We start from the raw sequence: 22,312 nt of genomic DNA on the forward strand, positions 1-22,312 counted from the left end.
GTGTGTTTCCCATGCAAATTGCTCTGGCGCCGATGGAAGGGTTGGTCGATGACATCCTGCGCGATGTCCTGACCCGTGTCGGCGGTATTGACTGGTGCGTGACCGAGTTCATTCGGGTCAACGACCAGTTGCTGACCCCGGCCTATTTCCACAAGTTCGGCCCTGAACTGCTCAACGGTGCCCGCACCGCTTCCGGCGTGCCACTGCGCGTGCAGTTGCTGGGTTCCGATCCGGTGTGCCTGGCGGAAAACGCGGCACTGGCCTGCGAGCTGGGCTCCGAAGTGATAGACCTGAACTTCGGTTGCCCGGCCAAGACCGTCAACAAATCCCGCGGCGGTGCGGTACTGCTCAAGGAGCCGGAGTTGCTCAACCGGATCGTCGAGCACGTGCGTCGCGCCGTGCCCGCACACATTCCCGTCACCGCCAAGATGCGCCTGGGGTTCGACAGCCCGGACGGCGCGCTGGTGTGCGCCACGGCGCTGGCCGAGGGCGGCGCCGAGCACATCGTGGTTCACGCCCGCACCAAGGTCGACGGCTATAAGCCGCCGGCGCATTGGGAGTGGATCCCGCGCGTGCAGGACGTGGTCAAGGTGCCGGTGTTCGCCAACGGCGATATCTGGAGCGTCGAAGACTGGCGCCGCTGCCGGGAAATCAGCGGCGTCGAAGACATCATGCTCGGTCGTGGTCTGGTGTCGCGCCCGGATCTGGCCCGTCAGATCGCCGCTGCCCGTGCCGGTGAGGAGGTCGTCGAGATGACCTGGACCGAACTGATGCCACTGATCCAGGACTTCTGGCTGCAAGCCAAAGCGCAAATGACCGCGCGCCAGTCGCCGGGCCGTTTGAAACAGTGGCTGGCCATGCTGACCCGCAATTACCCCGAGGCCGTCGAGCTGTTTACCGTGCTGCGCCGGGAGACCGAGCCGGATCAGGTCTCGCGTTTACTGGGTTTGCCGGTCGCCGAAGCGGCCTGAAAAAAATCTGCAAATACGCTCTTGAAAACAAAACGCAGGCCCCTATCTAAGGGTTACGCGATGCCGAATTCGGGTCGCGGAGACAAAAAAACTTGCTGATTGTTTTCAGGAGATTTGAACCATGAGTACTGCATTTTCCCTCGCTCCACTGTTCCGTTCCTCGGTGGGTTTCGACCGTTTCAACGACCTGTTCGAAACCGCCCTGCGCAACGAGCCAGGCAGCACCTATCCGCCTTACAACGTGGAAAAACACGGTGACGATCAATACCGCATCGTCGTGGCGGCGGCCGGTTTCCAGGAAGAAGACCTGGAACTGCAAGTCGAAAAAGGCGTGCTGACCATCAGTGGCGGCAAGCGTGATGCCAACGAAGGCGTCACGTTCCTGCACCAGGGCATTGCCCAGCGTGCATTCAAGCTGTCCTTCCGCCTGGCCGATCACATCGAGATCAAGGCTGCCGGTCTGAGCAACGGTCTGTTGAGCATCGACCTGTTGCGCGTGATCCCGGAAGAAGCGAAAGCCAAGCGCATCCCGATCAACGGGGCGCAGAAGCCGGCTCTGCAACACTGAGTCACTTGCAGAAACAAATCGTCTGAACGGGCGATAAGCCGCTGAATGAAGGCCCCGATACGTCGGGGCCTTTTTTATGTGCGCAAGAAACGGCTGTTCGACTTTGCCCCCAGCGACGGTTTCTCTACAATCCGCCGCAGTTTTGCCGACCCCATCCTAATCGGTCGGCCTGGAGCCTTTTTTCATGGACGATATTCAACAGCGCTGGCTGTGCGCCCTTTCTGCGCCAATGGCAGCGCTCAACACCGGCGCCGGGTACGACGACCCCGCTTTCTGCGACGACCGCTACATCGATCTGAAAGACAGCTGGGGTATCGATGACCGGCGGCAATTGTTCGACATGCTCCAATGGATGACGGACGACGGACATGCCAAGCACCTGAGTGGAGCCTACTCGGCATGGCAACGTTGTCTGCCGAGTGAATGGCAACGCCTGCTCGAAGGGCTGAGCCCTCGCGAGCGTGTTCTGCATGAGTTTGCCAGTCGCACTTTCGGCGGTTGTGGTCCCGGGGGAATTTTGTCCTGGGACTACGGGCGGATGGGATTTCTCCTGCGTTGCGCGGTGCGCAATCAGTGGATTGATCTGGCCGAAAGCAACTGGCTGCACAGTCGTTTGGCCGTCAGGGCGCAGTTTCACTACGGTAACTGGATGTCCTACTTCAATGGCTTTGTTGTGGGTCGCAGCTTTTGGTGCTGCCTGAACACAAGCGATGACGAGTTGGCCTGGGAGCTGGAACGGCAGGGTGACAGTGCTCATAACCTGCGGATCACCCGCGGCCTCGCCCGGAACATCCCGCATTTTCTGGCCGACCTGCCCTGGCACATGGAGATTGATCTGCTGCCCCGCCCTGCATCGCTCAAGGAGTTCGACTGGTCATGAGTTGCTGGATTCGACTGGGCATCGAGCCCACCTCCGACGAAACCCGGATTCGTGATGCCTACCGCGCACGTTTGCCGTCGCATCATCCGGAAACCGATCCGGAAGGTTTTCAGGCGCTGCGCATGGCCTACGAAAATGCCTTGCGCCTGGCGCGTGAAGACAAGCAAGAAGCGCTCGAGGAAGAAACTGAAGAGTCAGAGCAGGAGGTTGTCGAGGTTCCACAGGCGTTCGTGGATTTCTGCGAATTGCTTGACGATCCCGCGCGGCGGTTCAATGTCGCGGCATGGCAGGCATTTGTCCGGGCGCTTGATGAGCTGTCGCTGGAGCAGCTTGATGAACTCAGTTGGGGGCTCTACCACCGGATGGCCGACGCCGGTCCGCTGTCCTACCGCTGCGCGAATCTTTTGGCCAGGCGAATGGCCTGGGATCAGCAGTTGCTGGATCTGGAATTCGAAGACGCACAGCGGGTTGAAGCCTTTCTGCAACGAATTGAAACGCCTGACCCGTTCGATACCGATCTGATGAGCGCTTGGTCAGAGGCTGCGCAGACCGAAACACTCTGGTACGCACGCAGCCTCGACTTCATTTTCGCCAAGCGTCCACTCCATGAGTTTGCCGACTTCGCCGGTCAGCACACCTGTCTGCCGTTGCCGGATGATGCTGCGTTCATCAAGCGTTTGCTGGTGCAGTTCACTCAGGCGGGCATCGGTGCATCGACATTTTTGCAGTGCTGCGTCGAAAAGCAGCTGGAAGCACCTGATGACGTGGACTGGCTTTACCTGTTGGCGTGTCAGAGCAGTCTGCTGGGGCGGGACGATCAGGCATTGCCTTGCTGGATCCGACTGTGGAACGAGTTCCGCCATCCGATGGCCGAAAGTCGTCTGCTGGAATTGTGCGCCAAGCGGCAACCGACTTTTCTGCCCCTGCTGATTCAGGCGTTCGATTGTCTGGACGAGTTTTCTGACTGGCCTGCGGATCTCGGGGATGACGCGCAGGTATACGGCAGTCCGTCACAACGCCCCGAGACGCTGAACCGTTGGTTGGGTGTCGGGCGGTTGAAGCTCGATAGCCTGGCGCAAAGTTTTGTCGATTGGCGCATGACAGGCGATGAGCTCCCGTTGCTTGCCCAACTGCTGGGTGAGAATGCCGACAGCCGGCTGCTGCAACTGTACCGGCATGCCTGGGCGCTGCATCGCGGTGATGCGGTCTTGCTGCAGCGGATTCTGGATCAGCCGCTTCCGGTCGATGCGCTCGAATGCCTGGTGTTGAGCGGGTTCAAAGTTCAGGCCGGGCAGCATCTGCGCTGGTTGGCGAATGCGCCGATTGTGCAGGCTCTGAGCGTATTCAGCGAAGCGGATTCAATATCGCAGCAATTGCCGCAGGCACTGACAACAGGCGAGCTGCACAAGGTCTGTCGCCTGTGGTTGCGTCGCTTGCGGCCCTACAGTGACACCGCCCTGGAGCGCATCGCCGAAGCATTCAAATTGGGCGCCGTCAAAGACGACTGTGACTTGTCCGAGCTCGATCTGCTTCTTCAGTTGAGCCGTCGCGGGATAGGGTTGCCGCCGGTGGGGCTGGGCGAGGCTGCCTGGGAGTGGCACGCTCAAACCGTGTTTTTGCTGGCGTTGCTGGATCAGCCGGAACGTTGTCTGCAATTGATCGATGGGCAGTGCCTTGAGCGTCTGCCGTTCAGTCCGGCTCATCCCTTGAGCCGATTGCAGCCACTGTTGCGCCGTTTGCAACGCGAGCAAGGCAATTGCGACGGTTTACTGGGCTGGCTGCAAGGCAATGATCCGGTGCACGGCTTGTTGGTGCAGCAATTGTTCAGCGTTCAGCAGGCCCTCGATAGTTCCCGATTGCCTTCCAATACCCTGCTTTACACCTGCATCGAAAGCGATCGCGCTGCATGTGGCGACGACCTGCTGGGTTTGTTGATGTTCTGGGGCGTGCTCTATCACGACCCGAGCCTGAGCGCCGAGCAGCATCGTGCCTTGCTGCAATCCATCGCGGCGGTCAGTTGCGAAGACGACTGGTTCGAAGGGTTTCGTGACGGCTTGATCAAGGGCGAGCCAGTGTGGCCGCCGCGCAAGGTGTTGACGGATTTCGGCGTCGACAAATTGTTGGCGTACGAGTCTCTCGATGCGCTCAAGGCCATGGTTCGCTATGGCGCTGCCGGAGTGCCGAAAACGCGAGTACTGCGCCAATTGCAGCAGGGCAAGGATGACTTGCAGAACAGTATCGGCTTGCGCCTGGCGCTGTGTGCCTTGCTGTCCTGGTCGGAGCGTTTGATGTTGGCCAAAAGTGATATTCAGCCGGTGCCGGCAGGGGCGATCTGGCGCCTGGGGTCGCGGCTGGGGCGCAAGGCTTTTATCGCTCAGGTTCTGGGGTGTGTAGTGATTGCGCCGGTGGCAGGATTGATCAGCGGTACTACATTTTTTGGCGTTCTGATCCTGTTACTGGGTGTTCTGGTGTTATTCGGCGCCACTCTGCGCCGTTTGCATGATATGGGGCGAGGCCTGCCCACATTGCTGATATTCATGGCCTTGTCGCCGATCTTGCCGTTCCTGCCGCTGCTGCTGTTCGGCTTTCCCGGTGACAAGTTGCCCAACCGATATGGCGTGCCGCCGGACAGCGGCGCTGGCGAGATGCTGTCCGGTGGTCTGCAGGCTGCTCTGCGGCGACTCGACGGTTAGAGGCGCAGTTGGTCCAGCGCCTTGTTGAGCTCTGAGCGGTGGCTGGCGATTTCTGCCGGCTGCTGTCCGCCGAGTACCGTGGTGAAGTTGTGCAGCCACTCTGCAATGTGTTCGCGCTGCGTGCCCAGACTCTGCATCCATGCCCGCTCCAGGCGGGCCAGTAGTGTGCGGTTGGGCAATGCGTCGCGCGGATGGACCTTCAGCGTTGACAGTCGGTTATGGCTGTCTCTGCGCGCTTGTTCATCCAGCCCGGTGGGGCTGCGATCGATGCTGTGGCTGTGGCGTTCGCCGGTCTCTAGCAGCGTGACATCGACTTCGAGCAGACCGTTGATGTCGTAACTGAAGCGTACGTCCAGCTCCTGAATGTTATCGGTGGGCGTCAAGGTGACATCGAAAGCGTCAATGAGGATGTTGTCACGTACCCACGGCCGCTCACCCTGATAAACGGCAATGCGCAGCAGCTCCTGTCGGGGGTGGGTTGTGTGGTAGCGCTCGACCCGTGACGTCGGAATGATGGTGTTGCGTTCGATGATCGGCGAAAAGGCGCCGTCGATGCCTTTGCCACGCATGGTTGCGATGCCCAGCGTATACGGGCAGACATCGGTCAGAATCAGTTCTTCGATCGCGCCATCGCGCGCCTTGCAGGCCGCTTGCGTGGCTGCACCCAGTGCAACGAGGGTGTCGGGATCAAGATGCCGGTAGGGCAGGCGTCCGAACAGGGTCGCGACCATCTGTTGTACCGCAGGCATCCGCGTTGCCCCACCAACCAGCACCAGACTGTCGAGATCCCGTGGTTTCAGGCGCGCATCGCGCAGGGCCTGCTCGATCGGCGCGCGCAATCGTGCCAGCAACGGTTCCCAGATCTTCACGGCAGCGGCTTCGTCCAGCGACCATTCGTGCAGTTTGTCGGCATGGTGCCAGCTCAAAGATTGAGGGCCTTCGCCGAGTTTGCATTTGAGTTGTTCCAGGGCATCGCCCAGGCTGGCCATGCCTTGCGGATCAATCATCGACGGGGTCAGTCGCCAGTTTTTCAGACAGGCATTCAATAGTGCATCGGTAAAGTCTTCGCCCCCCAGAAAGTTGTCACCGGTGGACGCATGCACTTCAATCAGCGGCAACGCATATTCCAGCACCGTGACATCGAACGTCCCGCCGCCCAGATCGAAGATCAGCGTGCGTTCGAATTTCTGCTCGTGCAGACCATACGCCATCGCGGCGGCGGTTGGCTCGTTGATCAGTCGGGAAACCTTCAGGCCTGCCAGTTCGGCGGCAAACAGGGTGCGTTTGCGTTGTTCGTCACTGAAATACGCCGGCACGGAAATCACCGCTTCAGCCACCGGGTGGCCGAGAAAAGCCTCGGCGTCCTGCTTGAGTGAGCCCAGCACCAGTGCCGACAATTCTTCCGGGCTGAAGGTTGTGGTGCCGAGTTCGATCTGCCGGTCGCTGCCCATGAAGCGCTTGAACGCGGCGGCTGTACGTTCCGGGTGGGTTGTCAGGCGTGCGCGTGCAGCCTTGCCGACCAGAATGGTCCCGTCTTCATCGAGGCTGACCACCGACGGGGTCAGCACCTCGCCGAGGGCGTTGGGGATCAATCGGGCCTGACCGTCCTGCCAGACGGCGATCAAACTGTTGGTGGTGCCAAGGTCAATGCCCAGCAGGGCCGGGCGGGGGAGGGATGCATCCTGCATGATCGATCTCGAAACAGCGCGAAAAAAACGCGACCCTACAGGTTGCCGCCAACCCTGGCAATTACCGGCCAGGGGTCAATGCTCGGGGTAGTAACCGCAGATGTCCGTCATTCCAGCAATCCCTTCAACCCCTCCAGCGGCAATGGTCGGCTGTGCAGATAGCCCTGATACAAATGGCAGCCCAACCCTTGCAGGAACGCCAGCTGTTCCGGGGTTTCCACGCCTTCGGCGATCACTTCCAGTTCCAGGCTGCGGGCCATGGCGACGATGGCGCGGATGATTTCGGCGTCGTTGGGGTCGGTGGTGGCGTCGCGGATGAATGACTGATCGATCTTCAGCGTGTCCACCGGCAATCGTTTCAGGTACGTCAGCGATGAATAGCCGGTGCCGAAATCGTCCATGGCAAAACTCACGCCGAGTTTTTTCAGGCGGCGCATTTTGCTGATGGTGTCTTCCAGGTTCTGAATGACGATGCCTTCGGTGATTTCCAGTTTCAACAGCGAGCAAGGCAGGCCGTGGCTGCTCATGCTGTGTTCGATGCGCTCGACGAAGTCGTTCTGGCGGAACTGCCGGGGGCTGATGTTCACACACAGGCTGAAGGCCAGAGGATCGATCAGCTTTTCGGCGATCAATTGTTTGAAGGCTTCGCACGCCTCGTCGAGGATCCAGGTGCCGACCTCCAGAATCAGCCCGCTGTCCTCCAGCACCTTGATGAATTCGGTAGGCGATTGCGCGCCGAGTTCCGGGTGATTCCAGCGTACCAGGGCTTCGGCGCCGATGATGCGGTTGTCCTGGGCGTCGATCTGCGGTTGGTAATGCACGTCGAATTCCCCCCGGGCCAGCGCCAGACGCAGGTCGGTCTCCATGCGCAGCCGTTCGCTGGCCGCTTTCTGCATGGTGTTGTGATACATCTGCGTGGTGTTGCGCCCGGAATCCTTGGCGCGGTATAGCGCGATATCGGCGCGTTTGAGCAGATCGGTCGGGGTCGAGCCGTGATCGGGAATCAGTGCCACGCCGATGCTCGGCGTCACTTGCAGACGCTGGCCGTCGAGGAACATCGGCTCCGACAGCAACTCGCGAATGGTGTCGGCCAGCTCGCGCACCTGAGCGCTGACGTCATTGCGTGTGCCTTCCAGGCCACTGAGCAGCACCACGAATTCATCGCCACCGAGCCGCGCCACGGTGTCTTCCATGCGCACGCTGGCTTCAAGCCGTGCGGTGATGATTTTCAGCACCGTGTCGCCGACCGGGTGACCCAGCGAGTCGTTGATGTGCTTGAAGTGATCCAGATCGAGAAACAGCAGCGCACCGCGCAGGTTGTGACGCTTGAGCAGGGCGATCTGCTGGCTCAGGCGATCCATCAGCAGCGCGCGGTTGGGCAGGTTGGTCAGCGGGTCGTGATAGGCCAGATGGCGGATCTGCGCTTCGGCGTTCTTCAGCAGGCTGACGTCCCGGGCGGTGAGCAGCAGGCAGGCGGTTTCGTTGAGAGTGATCGGCTCGACCGAGACTTCCACCGTCAGGATCTCGCCGCGCTTGTTGCGCCCGAGCATTTCCTGATGGTGCACGCGGCCCTTGATCTGTAGCTCGGCCAGCAGTGCCGAACGCTGTTTTTCCTCGGCCCAGATACCGACCTGATACACGGTTTTGCCCACCACTTCGTCGGCGCGATAGCCGGTGAGGCGGCAGAAGCCGTCGTTGACCTCCAGATAGCGCCCGGTGTCGCGTTCGGTGATGGTGATCGCGTCGGGACTGGAGTGAAACGCCTTGGCGAATTTCTCTTCGCTGGCTTTGAGCGCCGCTTCCGAGCGCTGTTGCTGGGTAATGTCGCGCAGCGTGGTGACGATGCACGGCTGGTTGCCGACGCTGATCTGGCGGCTGGAAATCACGCAGGTCAGCGACTGGCCGTCCTTGTGCTGGACGATGATCGCGACATTGCTCAGGCCCTGTTCGCGGATCACCCGTTCGATGCGTTGCAGGCTTTTCGCCGAGGCGTCCCACAGGCCGATTTCTTCGGCGGTGTGGCCGATCACATCGCTGGCACTCCAGCCGAAGGTCTGGGAAAAGCTGGAGTTGATCTCGATGAATTCCCCGGTTTCCTGGCGCGTGACGCAGATCGGGTCGGGGCTGACCTGGAACAGCGTGGCGAATTTCTCTTCCGAAGCCACCAACCGTTGTTCGCGCTCGACCTGATCGGTGATGTCCAGCAGGGTGCCGGCCATCCGCAGCGGTACGCCGTTGTCGTCGCGATAGAGGCGGGCGCGGCTTTCCAGATAACGCGAGCTGCCGTCCGGCAGTTGCACGCGGTAAGTCAGTTGATAATTGCCCGCCGGGCCTTCGCGCAGGCTGCGATAGGCATCGCGCATGCTGTCGCGCTCTTCGCCGGGGACGCCCTCGAAAAACTCTTCGAACGATTCATGGAACGGTTTCGGCTCCAGGCCGTGTAATTGCGCAGCGCGGGCCGAACCGTAGAGCATGCCGCTGGGAATGTGCCAGTCCCAGGTGCCGAGTTGCGCCGAATCCAGCGCCAGGTCGAGGCGTTCCTGGCTGTCTTTCAGGGCATGTTCGGCGGCTTTTCGTTCGGTGGTGTCGAGAAAAGTGCTGAGCAGGTAAGGCTGGCCTTCGAGTTCGACCTTTTGCGCGCTGAGGATGCCGTCGTGGATCTGGCCATTGCTGGCGCGGAACTGCACCTCCATGCTGACCAGTTCGCCCTTGGCCTTGGTCTTCTTGACCAGCTCCGCCCGCTGCTCGGGATGCACCCACAGGCCCAGTTCCAGGGTGGTACGGCCGATGGCGCTCTGCACCGGCCAGCCGAACAGGCTTTCGAAATACTGGTTGGCCTCGCTGATCAGGCCGTCTTCCTGGCGGGTCAGCAGCACCATGTTCGGGCACAGATGAAACAGTGTCGCAAAACGTTTCTCCGAACTGCTGAGCGCCTGTTCCCGTTGCCGCTGGTGGGTGATTTCGCGGATCACCCCGATCATTCGGGGGCGACCGTGTTTGTCGGGGAGCAGGCTGCCGTTGATCTCCAGCCAGTGCAGGCTGCCGTCGGGCCAGCGGATGCGGTGGTGCATCGCCTGTTCCAGCGGCGCGCCGGCAATCACCGCGTGGAAGGCGCGGATGGTTTTCGCCCGGTCTTCCGGTGGCAGCAGGTCGAGGTATTCCAGGTCTTCGGGCAGCGGTTGCCGAGGATCAAAGCCGAACAAGGCCTGAGTGCCGCGCGACCAGCTGATCTGCCCGCGCTCGATGTCCCAGTACCAGGCGCCGAGCCGGGCACCGTTGAGCGCCGCGAGCAATTGCGGCGCGCTCTCCCAGCTCTGCTCGGATCGCCGTGGATCAATGGCCTGAATACGCGGCATCGGCGGAATACGGTCAACAGATTTCGGCATTGTTAAGGGGCCTTGAGCTGATTTGGGCGTTTGGCACAGGGGCGGCAGCTCTATAGGAGTAGCACAAGTTAGCCGAGAGTCCCTGGCAGATCGATTTGAGCGTCCAGCAGGGCCATAAACGCCCGTGCAGCATTCGACAGCGTCCTTTCAGTGTGCAGGATATAGCCTAGCTGGCGACTGAGCTGTATGCCCGGTAAAGGTATGCGCGCCACCTGTTCATCGAGCATGGTGCGCGGCAAAACGCTCCAGGCCAGGCCGATCGACACCATCATCTTGATGGTTTCCAGGTAGTTGGTGCTCATGGCGATGTTCGGCGTCAGGCCCTGAGCCTCGAACAGCCGCTGCACAATATGGTGGGTAAAAGTGTTGCCGCCGGGGAAAACCGCCGGATGACCGGCAATGTCCGCCAATGTGACGGCGCCGTTGCTGATCAATGAATGTTCCGGGGCCACCACGAAATCCAGCGGGTCATCCCAGACTGGCGTGGCCTTGACCAGCGTATGCGGCTCCGGCGCCAGGGTGATGACTGCCAGTTCTGCCCGGCCATGGAGAATTTCCTCGTAGGCCACTTCCGAATCGAGGAACTGAATATCCAGCGCCACCTGTGGGTAGCGGCGGGTGTATTCCCTCAATAAGGGCGGCAGACGGTGCAGGCCGATGTGGTGACTTGTGGCCAGGGTCAGGCGGCCGGTGACTTCGCCGGTCAGGTTGGTCAGGGCGCGGCGCGTGTCGTCCAGCACGTTGAGAATCTGATAAGCCCGTGGCAGCAGGGCCCGGCCGGCCTCGGTCAGGCCCACTTCACGACCGAGGCGGTCGAACAGCCGCACATTCAATTGCTGCTCCAATCCGGCGATGCGTTTGCTGATGGCCGGTTGTGTCAGGTGCAGCCGTTCGCCGGCACCGGAGAAGCTTCCAGTCTCGGCAATCGCGATAAAAGCATTGAGGTTGGCCAGGTCCATGTTCGTATTCCAGTTGGTTATCCAAAGCATAAAAAATATGAATTTGAGTTATTTAATCTAACCCCATAGGATCGGCCTCACAAGCCAAAGGGTTATTGATAAGCCCAGGGCATAGAAACAAGCTGATGAGGAACCGTCTGATGGCCGGCAAAACGCTCTACGACAAGCTCTGGGATTCGCATTTGGTCAAGCAGCGCGACGATGGCTCGGCGCTGATCTATATCGATCGTCACATCATCCACGAAGTGACCTCGCCGCAAGCCTTCGAAGGCCTGCGTCTGGCCGGGCGCAAGCCGTGGCGCATCGATGCCAACATCGCCACCCCGGACCACAACGTACCGACCACCCCGGAGCGCAAGGGCGGCATCGAAGCCATTGCCGACCAGGTCTCGCGTTTGCAGGTTCAGACCCTCGACGACAACTGCGATGAATACGGCATCGTGGAATTCAAGATGAACGACGTGCGCCAGGGCATCGTTCACGTGATCAGCCCGGAGCAGGGCGCGACCTTGCCGGGCATGACCGTGGTCTGCGGCGACTCGCACACCTCGACCCACGGCGCGTTCGGCGCCCTGGCTCACGGGATCGGCACTTCCGAAGTCGAGCACGTGCTCGCCACCCAGTGCCTGGTCGCCAAGAAAATGAAGAACATGCTGGTGCGCGTCGAAGGCCAATTGCCGTTCGGCGTGACCGCCAAGGACATCGTCCTCGCGGTAATCGGCAAGATCGGCACCGCCGGCGGTAACGGCCATGCCATCGAATTCGCCGGTAGCGCGATCCGCGATCTGTCCATCGAAGGCCGCATGACCATCTGCAACATGTCCATCGAAGCCGGCGCCCGCGTGGGTCTGGTGGCGGCGGACCAGAAGACTGTGGATTACGTCAAGGGTCGTCCGTTCGCACCGAAAGGCGCCGAGTGGGATTTGGCTGTCGAGTCCTGGAAAGACCTGGTGTCCGACGCCGACGCGCATTTCGACACCGTGGTCGAGCTCGACGCCACGCAGATCAAGCCGCAAGTCAGCTGGGGCACATCGCCGGAAATGGTGCTGGCCGTTGATCAGAACGTGCCGGACCCGGCCAAGGAAATGGACCTGGTCAAGCGCGACTCGATCGTCCGCGCCTTGAAATACATGGGTTTGACCGCCAATCAGGCGATCACTGACATTCAGCTCGACCGCGTATTCATCGGCTCCTGCACCAACTCGCGGATCGAAGACTTGCGCGCTGCAGCGGTCATCGCCAAGGGCCGCAAGGTCGCCTCGACCATCAAGCAGGCCATCGTGGTGCCGGGCTCGGGTCTGGTGAAGGCCCAGGCCGAGGCCGAAGGTCTGGACAAGATCTTCCTCGAAGCCGGTTTCGAATGGCGCGAGCCGGGTTGCTCGATGTGCCTGGCGATGAACCCGGACCGTCTGGAGTCCGGCGAGCATTGCGCCTCGACCTCCAACCGTAACTTCGAAGGCCGTCAGGGCGCCGGTGGCCGTACCCACCTCGTCAGCCCGGCCATGGCCGCTGCGGCGGCGGTGAACGGTCGTTTCATCGACGTTCGTGAATTGATCTAAAGGAGCGCAGCATGAAAGCTTTTACCCAGCACACTGGTCTCGTCGCGCCTCTGGATCGTGCCAACGTCGACACCGATCAGATCATTCCGAAGCAGTTTCTGAAGTCGATCAAGCGCACCGGTTTCGGCCCGAACCTGTTCGACGAATGGCGTTACCTCGATGTGGGGCAGCCTTATCAGGACAACTCCAAGCGTCCGCTGAACAAGGAATTCGTGCTCAACGCCGAGCGCTATCAAGGCGCCAGCGTGTTGCTGGCCCGCGAAAACTTCGGTTGCGGCTCCAGCCGTGAGCACGCGCCGTGGGCGCTGGAAGAGTACGGTTTCCGCAGCATCATCGCACCGAGCTATGCCGACATCTTCTTCAACAACAGCTTCAAGAACGGCTTGCTGCCGATCATCCTGAGCGACGCCGAAGTCGACGAGCTGTTCAAACAGGTCGAGGCCGAACCGGGCTATCAGTTGCAGATCGATCTGCACGAGCAGACCGTGACCAGCCCGAACGGCAAGGTCTACCGCTTCGAGATCGACGCCTTCCGCAAACACTGCCTGCTCAATGGCCTGGACGACATCGGCTTGACCCTGCAGGACGGCGATGCGATTGCCGCGTTTGAAGCCAAGCATCGCGCGAGCCAGCCGTGGTTGTTCCGCGACGCGTGAGATTGATGTAGTCAGGGCTGACCCCATCGCGGGCAAGCCCGCTCCCACAGGTTTTGTGAACGCTGCATTTACTGTGGGAGCTGGCTTGCCAGCGATGAGGCCGGCAAAGGCAGCGCAAGACTTGACCCAGAAAAGGACGTACCCATGACCAGCACCGCCCACAGTCAGGTTGTACAAAAGCAATTCGGTGAACAGGCCGCCGCCTACCTGAGCAGCGCCGTTCACGCTCAAGGCACTGAATTTGCGCTGCTGCAGGCTGAGTTGGCGGGGCAGGGCGAGGCGCGGGTGCTTGACCTGGGTTGCGGCGCCGGGCACGTGAGTTTTCACGTCGCCCCGTTGGTGAAGGAAGTGGTGGCCTACGACCTGTCGCAACAGATGCTCGACGTGGTTGCCGCCGCGGCCGTTGATCGCGGCTTGAGCAATGTGTCCACGGTCAACGGCGCCGCCGAGCACCTGCCGTTCGCCGATGGCGAATTCGACTTCGTGTTCAGCCGCTATTCGGCGCACCATTGGAGCGATCTCGGTGTGGCCTTGCGCGAAGTGCGCCGGGTGCTGAAACCGGGTGGCGTGGCGGCGTTCATCGATGTGCTGTCGCCGGGCAGTCCGCTGTTCGACACCTATTTGCAGAGCGTCGAAGTGCTGCGCGACACCAGCCATGTGCGCGATTATTCGGCCGGCGAGTGGTTGCGCCAGGTCAGCGAGGCCGGTTTGCACACCCGCAGCACCACGCGTCAGCGCCTGCGTCTGGAGTACAACAGCTGGGTCGAGCGCATGCGCACACCCGAAGTGATGCGCGTCGCGATCCGCCAGTTGCAGCAATCGATGGGCAACGAAGTGCGCGAATATTTTGAGATTGAGGCCGATGGTTCGTTCAGTACAGATGTACTGGTGCTCTGGGCCGAAAAGTAAGTTTCGAACGACAAGCATTTTTCCCGGCGCGCCCGTCGACGGCGCACCGACTGAAGACACGAGGAAAGCATGAGCAAGCAGATTCTGATTCTCCCAGGCGACGGTATTGGTCCGGAAATCATGGCCGAAGCGGTCAAGGTGCTGGAGTTGGCCAACGACAAGTACAGCCTGGGCTTCGAGCTGAGCCATGACGTGATCGGTGGCGCCGCCATCGACAAGCACGGCGTGCCGCTGGCCGACGAAACCCTCGATCGCGCCCGTGCCGCCGACGCCGTGCTGCTGGGCGCCGTCGGCGGCCCGAAATGGGACACCATCGAGCGTGACATCCGCCCTGAGCGCGGTCTGCTGAAAATCCGTGCGCAACTGGGCCTGTTCGGCAACCTGCGTCCGGCGATCCTGTACCCGCAACTGGCCGAGGCTTCGAGCCTGAAGCCGGAAATCGTTGCCGGCCTGGACATCCTGATCGTCCGTGAGCTGACCGGCGGCATCTACTTCGGCGCACCGCGCGGCACCCGCACCCTGGAAAACGGCGAGCGCCAGTCCTACGACACCCTGCCGTACAGCGAAAGCGAAATCCGCCGTATCGCCCGTGTCGGTTTCGACATGGCCCGCGTGCGTGGCAAGAAACTGTGCTCGGTGGACAAGGCCAACGTGCTGGCGTCCAGCCAACTGTGGCGTGAAGTGGTCGAGCAGGTGGCCAAGGATTACCCGGACGTCGAGCTGAGCCACATGTACGTCGACAACGCCGCCATGCAACTGGTGCGTGCGCCGAAGCAGTTCGACGTGATCGTCACCGACAACATGTTCGGCGACATCCTGTCCGACGAAGCGTCGATGCTCACCGGCTCCATCGGCATGCTGCCGTCGGCCTCGCTGGACGCCAACAACAAGGGCATGTACGAGCCTTGCCACGGCTCGGCACCGGACATCGCCGGCAAAGGCATTGCCAACCCGCTGGCGACCATCCTGTCGGTGTCGATGATGCTTCGTTACAGCTTCAACCTGCACGAAGCCGCCGACGCCATCGAGAAAGCGGTCAGTGTGGTGCTGGATCAAGGTCTGCGCACCGGCGACATCTTTTCGACCGGTTGCACTAAAGTCGGTACGCAGGAAATGGGTGACGCAGTAGTCGCCGCGCTGCGGAATCTGTAATCTCTCGGGCCCGCTGCGAAATTCAATACAAAGCAGCGGCCCACTTTTCAAGAAGGTGTAGTTGCGATGAAACGTGTAGGTCTGATCGGTTGGCGCGGCATGGTCGGTTCCGTGCTCATGCAGCGGATGCTGGAAGAGCAGGATTTCGATCTTATCGAGCCGGTGTTTTTCACCACTTCCAATGTCGGTGGCCAAGGCCCGTCCGTGGGCAAGGACATTGCTCCGCTCAAGGACGCTTACAGCATTGAAGAGCTGAAAACCCTCGACGTGATCCTGACCTGCCAGGGCGGCGACTACACCAGCGAAGTATTCCCGAAGCTGCGCGAAGCCGGCTGGCAGGGTTACTGGATCGATGCGGCCTCGAGCCTGCGGATGAACGACGACGCCGTTATCATCCTCGATCCGGTCAACCGCAAGGTCATCGACCAGCAGCTCGACGCAGGCACCAAGAACTACATCGGCGGCAACTGCACCGTCAGCCTGATGCTGATGGGCCTGGGTGGTCTGTTCGAGGCCGGTCTGGTCGAGTGGATGAGCGCCATGACCTATCAGGCGGCGTCTGGTGCCGGTGCACAGAACATGCGTGAACTGATCAAGCAGATGGGCGCGACCCACGCCGCTGTCGCCGATCAACTGGCCGATCCTGCCAGCGCGATCCTCGACATCGACCGCCGTGTGGCCGAAGCCATGCGCAGCGACGCATACCCGACCGAAAACTTCGGCGTACCGCTGGCCGGCAGCCTGATCCCGTGGATCGACAAGGAACTGCCGAACGGCCAGAGCCGCGAAGAGTGGAAGGCCCAGGCCGAGACCAACAAGATCCTCGGTCGCTTCAAGAGCCCGATCCCGGTCGACGGCATCTGCGTGCGCATCGGCGCCATGCGTTGCCACAGCCAGGCGCTGACCATCAAGCTGAACAAGGACGTGCCGATCGCCGACATCGAAGGGCTGATCAGCCAGCACAACCCTTGGGTCAAGCTGGTGCCGAACAACCGTGAAATCAGCATGCAGGAGCTGAGCCCGACGAAAGTCACCGGCACCCTGAACGTACCGGTCGGTCGTCTGCGCAAGCTGAACATGGGTTCGCAGTTCGTCGGTGCCTTCACCGTCGGCGACCAACTGCTGTGGGGCGCGGCCGAACCGCTGCGTCGCATGCTGCGGATCCTGCTTGAGCGTTGATCGCTTGATGCAATGAAAGAACCCGCGCCTTGCAAGAGGCGCGGGTTTTTTTGTACCTGTTGATCGTTCCCATGCTCTGCGTGGGAATGCAGCCATGGACGCTCCGCGTCCGCTCTTCGCGGCGGGCGCGAATTGCCTGCGTGCGACTCACCCGGTAAAGTGCCGCTCCCCCCGTTTCGCCAGAGGTAGCAACATGACCCAGACCCTTGATATTGCCGTGATCGGCGCCACCGGTACTGTCGGCGAAACCCTTGTGCAGATCCTCGAAGAACGCGACTTCCCGGTCGGCACGCTGCACCTGTTGGCCAGCAGCGAATCCGCCGGCAGCTCGGTGCTGTTTCGCAACAAGAACGTGCGCGTGCGTGAAGTCGACGAGTTCGATTTCAGTAAGGTCAAACTGGCGTTCTTCGCCGCCGGCCCGGCCATCACCCTGAGTTACGCCGCCCGCGCTCACGCGGCGGGTTGCTCGCTGGTCGATCTGTCCGGCGCCTTGCCGGCGGATCAGGCGCCGCAAGTGGTGCCGGAAGCCAATGCCGATGTGCTGGCCGGTTTGAAAGTACCGTTCCAGGTCAGCAGTCCAAGCCCGTCGGCCACTACTTTGGCCGTGGTGTTGGCGCCGCTGCTCGATCTGATCGAACTGCAATACGTGCATGTCACCGCCAATCTGGCGGTTTCCGCCCAGGGCCGCGAAGCCGTGACCGAGCTGGCGCGCCAGACCGCCGAGCTGCTGAACATGCGTCCGCTGGAGCCGACATTCTTCGACCGGCAGATGGCTTTCAACCTGCTGGCCCAGGTCGGCACACCGGATGCGCAAGGTCATACGCTGCTGGAAAAACGCCTGGTGCGCGAGCTGCGTCAGGTGCTGACCAAGCCTTTATTAAAGATTTCCGCAACTTGTGTTCAAGCCCCGGTGTTTTTTGGCGATAGCTTTAGCGTGACCTTGCAGTCAGCGAGCGCGGTCGACCTGGAAAAGGTTAACGCCGCGCTTGAAGAGGCCGAGGGCATCGAGCTGGTCGAAGCCGGTGATTATCCGACCGCCGTCGGTGACGCAGTGGGGCAGGACGTGGTCTACGTCGGGCGGGTGCGTGCCGGTGTCGACGAACCGTCGGAACTTAATCTGTGGCTGACGTCAGATAACGTACGCAAAGGTGCGGCCCTCAACGCCGTGCAGGTCGCCGAGTTGTTGATAAAAGACCTGCTGTAAAAGATACTTGGCAACAATTTGTCGACTGATTCTAGCCGGGCGCTATGCTTGGCCGGAGCAGTTGGCAACGTGTCACCCTCCGGGACTTTCCGGGGCATCAAAGAAATGATCGCGCGCGGCATGCTGTCGTCGTCGCGCGCAATGCCTTACGGCAGCGACTATCAACATCTTCTCGCTGGCCGAGGAACGTTCAAACAAAGGAAGAGGCTATGGTTCAAGTTCGCAAACTGGTGTTAGCAATAGCGGCCGCCTCGGCGCTGTCCTCCGGTATGGCGCATGCCCTCGGGCTCGGGGAGCTGACCCTGAAGTCGACCCTGAACCAGCCGCTGGTAGCGGAAATCGAGCTGCTCGATGTCAAGGATCTGACCGCTGCCGAAGTGGTGCCGAGCCTGGCCTCGCCGGAAGATTTCGCCAAGGCCGGCGTCGATCGTCAGGCCTTCCTCAATGATCTGACGTTCACCCCGGTGCTCAACGCCAGCGGCAAAAGTGTGCTGCGCGTTACCTCGAGCAAACCGCTGTCGGAACCGATGGTGAAATTCCTCGTGCAGGTAATGTGGCCGAACGGCCGCCTGCTGCGTGACTACAGCGTGCTGCTGGATCCGTCGAAGTTTTCGCCGCAGACCGCCGATGCCGCCGCTCAACCCGCGCCAGCGCAAACCATTACCGCACCGACCACCGGCGCCACCCATTCGACCCACACCACCACGCCGCGCGACACCCTGTGGGAAATCGCCGCGAAGGCGCGCACCGGCGGTTCGGTGCAGCAGACCATGCTGGCGATCCAGGCCTTGAACCCGGACGCGTTCATCGGCGGCAACATCAACCGCCTGAAAACCGGTCAGGTGCTGCGTCTGCCGGACCAAGTGCAAAGCACCGCACTGCCGCAGTCCAAAGCGATTGCCGAAGTGGCCGCGCAGAACGAAGCCTGGCGTCAGGGCCGTCGTTATGTGGCCAAGCCGGGCACCGGTCAGCAGCAACTCGATGCGACCAATCGTGGCCGCGCCAATACCGGCGCTGCGCAAAACGCCAAGGACAACCTGAGCCTGGTGTCCGCCGAAAGCGCCAAGGCGCGTGGTAAGGGCCCCGCGGGCGATGCCAAGGCCCTGAGCAACAAACTGGCGGTCACTCAGGAAAGTCTCGACACCACCCGCCGTGACAACGAAGAGCTGAAAAGCCGCATGGCCGATCTGCAAAGCCAGCTGGACAAGCTGCAGCGCCTGATCGAGCTGAAGAACAATCAACTGGCGAAAATGCAGGCCGAAGGCTCGGGCGCTGCTCCCGCGACCGCCGCCACTGCGCCAGTGGTGCCGGCGATCACCGCTGAACTGGCTGCCACGCCGCCGGCCACTCCGGCAGAGGCTGCTCCGGGCGCACCTGCGCCTGAAGCCGCCGCTCAGGCCCCGGTGGAGCCGGTTGTCGAGCCTGTGGTTGAAACCACGCCCGCCGCCAATGACGAGAAAACCTTCAACGAACTGCTGACCAATCCGATCCTGCTGGGTCTGGTCGGTGGCGGTGCGGTGGTTCTGCTGCTCCTGCTGTTGCTGCTGGCCCGCCGCCGCAAGGCGCAGCAGGAAGCCGAAAAACACCTGCGCATGGCCCGTGCCCTGGAGGAGCAATCCTTCTCCCAGGATCTCGATCTGCCTGAAAGCAGCTTCGAAGGTCTGGAAGTGCCAGCCGCCAGCGTCAAGCTGAACCCAGCCCCAGCCCCAGCCCCAGCTGCTGTAGTGGCGCCAGTCGTGATGGCCGAGCCGATCGCCGCGCCGTTGGTGGCGCCGGCCGCCGAGCGTTCCGACGACGTGCTGGACAAGGCGCAGTCGCACATCGACGGCGGTCGTCTGAATCAAGCCGCCGCGTTGCTGGAGGAGGGCGTGAGCCTGGAGCCGCAGCGCAGCGATCTGCGTCTGAAACTGATGGAAGTCTACGGTCGTCAGGGTGATCGCGATGCGTTCGTCGGTCAGGAGCGCCAACTGGTCGCCAATGGCGACAACTTCGCCAAGGTCGAAGAGCTGAAAAGCCGCTTCCCGGCCATGGCGGTCGTCGCGGCCAGCGGTCTGGCGGCTGCGGCCATGGCTGCCGAGCTGGACGCGGAATACGTCAAGGAGCTGCTGCTCGACGAGCCTGAAGCGCCTGCCGCGGCAGATGCTGAACTGGACAGCGCTTTCGACCTGAGCCTCGACGATCTCGACAACATCACGCCGGTTGAGCCTGTGGCTGCTGTCGAGCCGGAAGCGCCGGTCGAACTCGACGAATTTCCATCGGACGACGATCTGAGCTTCGAGTCGGTGCTGCAACAGCAGACCGACATCAAGGAAAACCTCGACGACCTGTCGGATTTCGACCTGGATATGGATCTCGGTGCCGACCCTGCGCCTGCGCCGGTCGAGCTGGCAGACGATGATTTCCTGCTGGATCTGGACGAAGGCGTGAAGGATCTGCCGCTGGTCGAAACTTCAACCGTGGCCGACGTGCCGCAGGACGATCTGGAGCTGCCAGCCGATTTCGACCTGTCCCTGGCTGACGAAATGGACGCGGCGCCAGCCGAGCCGGATGCGTTCGCCGCCGAACTGGACGACGTCAACGCCGAGCTGGATCGCCTGTCGAGCAGCATCAACGAGCCAAGCTTCACCGAGGCCGATGCCGCGCTGGGTGATGATCTGGGCGAGGATGACTTCGACTTCCTGTCCGGTACTGATGAAGCCGCGACCAAGCTCGATCTGGCTCAGGCCTATATCGACATGGGCGACAACGACGGTGCGCGCGACATCCTCAATGAGGTCATCAGTGAGGGCAACGACAAGCAGAAGAGCGAAGCGAGCGAAATGCTGTCGCATCTGGCCTGAGTCGGCATTCAGCGGTAAACAAAACGGCAGCCCATGAGGCTGCCGTTTTGGTTTGGGTCTGGTTTCCCCGTCCCGCCGCCTTATAATGCCCGCCTTTGTAGATCAGCAGGCTGTACCGACTTGGCAAACATAGATAACCCGGCCGCCGAAATGGCACCCGAAGGCTTTTTCCGCGTCGCGCTGGGCGTTGAATACAAGGGCTCGCGCTACAGCGGCTGGCAGCGCCAGTCCACCGGTGTGCTCACCGTGCAGGAAACCCTGGAAAAAGCCTTGTCGAAGGTCGCCGATTCGCCGATCTCGCTGCAATGTGCCGGGCGCACCGACGCTGGTGTGCATGCCTGCGGGCAGGTGGTGCATTTCGACACCCAGGTCGACCGTTCGCTGAAAGCCTGGGTCATGGGCGCCAACATCAATCTGCCCCACGACATCAGCGTCAGTTGGGCGAAGGTCATGCCGGCGCATTTCCATGCGCGATTCAAGGCGATTGCCCGGCGCTATCGCTACGTGATCTACAACGATCAGATCCGCCCGGCGCATCTCAACGAAGAAATCACCTGGAATCACCGTCCGCTGGACGTCGAGCGCATGGCCGAGGCCGCGCAGTACCTGATCGGTACCCATGATTTCAGTGCCTTCCGTGCCGGCCAGTGCCAGGCCAAGTCGCCGATCAAGAAGATGCATCACCTGCGTGTGACCCGTCACGGCAAAATGATCGTTCTGGACATCCGCGCCAACGCGTTCCTGCATCACATGGTGCGCAACATCGCCGGCGTGCTGATGACCATCGGTGCCGGCGAGCGGCCGGTGGAGTGGATGAAAGAAGTGCTGGAGAGCCGCGAGCGGCGTTCCGGCGGAGTCACGGCGCATCCGTTCGGCCTGTATCTGGTGCAGGTCGAGTACCACGACGAGTTCCCGTTGCCCGAGCGTTTCATCGGGCCACATTTCCTTACGGGTTTCGCGGAACTTGACGGCTGACGCCCTCGAACGCATTTGTTACCATCCGGGACTTTCTCGGATTTGCCTTGGGGTTTTATCGACATGTCAGCCGTTCGCAGCAAGATTTGCGGGATTACCCGCATAGAAGATGCGTTGGCAGCCGTCGAGGCCGGGGCCGATGCCATCGGTTTTGTGTTCTACGCTAAAAGTCCCCGGGCCGTGACCGTGCAGCAGGCGCGGGCGATCATCGCCGCATTGCCGCCGTTCGTGACCACGGTCGGGCTGTTCGTCAATGCCAGCCGTTGCGAGCTCGGGGAAATCCTCGATGCCGTGCCGCTGGATCTGTTGCAGTTCCATGGCGACGAGACCGCCGCCGAGTGTGAAGGCTGGCACCGGCCGTACATCAAGGCCTTGCGGGTCAAGGCGGGCGATGATATTGCCGCCGCCTGCGATGCCTACCCGAGCGCCAGCGGCGTGCTGCTCGACACTTATGTCGAAGGCGTGCCCGGCGGAACCGGCGAGGCGTTCGACTGGTCACTGATTCCGCAGGGTTTGAGCAAGCCGTTGATTCTGGCCGGCGGCCTGACGCCGGAGAACGTCGCCGATGCGGTCGCCCGGGTGCGGCCGTATGCCGTGGATGTCAGCGGCGGGGTAGAGGCGAGCAAGGGCATCAAGGATCACGCAAAGATTCGTGCATTCATCAACGCCGTACGCTGATGTGACGGCTGGCAG

At 61.5% G+C, this 22,312-nt stretch carries 16 protein-coding genes; 13 read left to right on the forward strand and 3 right to left on the reverse strand.

The features are described from left to right. Positions 1-11 precede the first annotated feature (11 nt). From CAF76_RS10295 to CAF76_RS10310, 4 genes are all read left to right on the forward strand, one after another. A complete protein-coding gene (locus CAF76_RS10295) occupies positions 12-971 on the forward strand; it encodes a tRNA-dihydrouridine synthase (protein ID WP_085648997.1) in 960 nt (319 codons plus the stop codon). A gap of 121 nt (positions 972-1,092) precedes the next feature. Continuing rightward, on the forward strand, positions 1,093-1,539 hold the full coding sequence (locus CAF76_RS10300; RefSeq protein WP_063429319.1) for an Hsp20 family protein: 447 nt from the start codon (positions 1,093-1,095) through the stop codon (positions 1,537-1,539). A gap of 184 nt (positions 1,540-1,723) precedes the next feature. Next, the gene (locus tag CAF76_RS10305; protein WP_085648996.1) at positions 1,724-2,419 is read left to right on the forward strand and encodes a DUF1266 domain-containing protein; all 696 of its coding nucleotides are present in this window, start codon (positions 1,724-1,726) and stop codon (positions 2,417-2,419) included. After that, the gene (locus CAF76_RS10310; RefSeq protein ID WP_085648995.1) at positions 2,416-5,112 is read left to right on the forward strand and encodes a J domain-containing protein; all 2,697 of its coding nucleotides are present in this window, start codon (positions 2,416-2,418) and stop codon (positions 5,110-5,112) included. The genes CAF76_RS10305 and CAF76_RS10310 overlap by 4 nt, the downstream gene beginning before the upstream one ends. Here CAF76_RS10310 and CAF76_RS10315 read toward each other — a convergent pair. The 3 genes from CAF76_RS10315 to CAF76_RS10325 all read right to left on the reverse strand — a co-directional run bounded on the left by CAF76_RS10315 (position 5,109) and on the right by CAF76_RS10325 (position 11,145). Beyond that, a complete protein-coding gene (locus tag CAF76_RS10315; protein WP_085648994.1) occupies positions 5,109-6,800 on the reverse strand; it encodes a molecular chaperone HscC in 1,692 nt (563 codons plus the stop codon). The genes CAF76_RS10310 and CAF76_RS10315 overlap by 4 nt on opposite strands. A 107-nt stretch (positions 6,801-6,907) precedes the next feature. After that, entirely contained in the window at positions 6,908-10,186 is a 3,279-nt protein-coding gene (locus CAF76_RS10320) for a bifunctional diguanylate cyclase/phosphodiesterase (protein ID WP_085648993.1), read from the reverse strand. 68 nt (positions 10,187-10,254) lie between these two features. After that, entirely contained in the window at positions 10,255-11,145 is an 891-nt protein-coding gene (locus CAF76_RS10325; RefSeq protein ID WP_007956444.1) for a LysR family transcriptional regulator, read from the reverse strand. Between the two features lie 140 nt (positions 11,146-11,285). Here CAF76_RS10325 and leuC point away from each other — a divergent pair, with 140 nt between their 5' ends. From leuC to CAF76_RS10370, 9 genes are all read left to right on the forward strand, one after another. Then, the gene (leuC, locus tag CAF76_RS10330) at positions 11,286-12,704 is read left to right on the forward strand and encodes a 3-isopropylmalate dehydratase large subunit (RefSeq protein ID WP_011333350.1); all 1,419 of its coding nucleotides are present in this window, start codon (positions 11,286-11,288) and stop codon (positions 12,702-12,704) included. 11 nt (positions 12,705-12,715) lie between these two features. Next, positions 12,716-13,360, forward strand: a complete 645-nt coding sequence (gene leuD / locus CAF76_RS10335; protein WP_064594825.1) for a 3-isopropylmalate dehydratase small subunit — start codon at positions 12,716-12,718, stop codon at positions 13,358-13,360. A gap of 144 nt (positions 13,361-13,504) precedes the next feature. Next, entirely contained in the window at positions 13,505-14,269 is a 765-nt protein-coding gene (locus tag CAF76_RS10340) for a class I SAM-dependent methyltransferase (protein ID WP_064594826.1), read from the forward strand. A 69-nt stretch (positions 14,270-14,338) separates the two neighbouring features. Continuing rightward, entirely contained in the window at positions 14,339-15,421 is a 1,083-nt protein-coding gene (gene leuB, locus CAF76_RS10345) for a 3-isopropylmalate dehydrogenase (RefSeq protein WP_039770158.1), read from the forward strand. A gap of 66 nt (positions 15,422-15,487) precedes the next feature. Next, on the forward strand, positions 15,488-16,600 hold the full coding sequence (asd, locus tag CAF76_RS10350) for an aspartate-semialdehyde dehydrogenase (RefSeq protein WP_011333354.1): 1,113 nt from the start codon (positions 15,488-15,490) through the stop codon (positions 16,598-16,600). A gap of 193 nt (positions 16,601-16,793) precedes the next feature. Next, positions 16,794-17,804, forward strand: coding sequence for an aspartate-semialdehyde dehydrogenase (locus CAF76_RS10355; protein WP_085648992.1), 1,011 nt, complete (start codon positions 16,794-16,796; stop codon positions 17,802-17,804). A gap of 209 nt (positions 17,805-18,013) precedes the next feature. Next, positions 18,014-20,644 (forward strand): FimV/HubP family polar landmark protein, encoded by a 2,631-nt coding sequence (locus tag CAF76_RS10360; protein ID WP_085648991.1) that lies wholly within the window; start codon positions 18,014-18,016, stop codon positions 20,642-20,644. Between the two features lie 150 nt (positions 20,645-20,794). Next, a complete protein-coding gene (gene truA, locus CAF76_RS10365) occupies positions 20,795-21,619 on the forward strand; it encodes a tRNA pseudouridine(38-40) synthase TruA (RefSeq protein ID WP_039771597.1) in 825 nt (274 codons plus the stop codon). Positions 21,620-21,682: 63 nt separating this feature from the next. After that, positions 21,683-22,297 (forward strand): phosphoribosylanthranilate isomerase, encoded by a 615-nt coding sequence (locus CAF76_RS10370; RefSeq protein ID WP_039771595.1) that lies wholly within the window; start codon positions 21,683-21,685, stop codon positions 22,295-22,297. Positions 22,298-22,312: the final 15 nt, after the last annotated feature.

This window comes from Pseudomonas sp. B40(2017), assembly GCF_002112855.1.
Taxonomy (GTDB): domain Bacteria; phylum Pseudomonadota; class Gammaproteobacteria; order Pseudomonadales; family Pseudomonadaceae; genus Aquipseudomonas; species Aquipseudomonas pharyngis.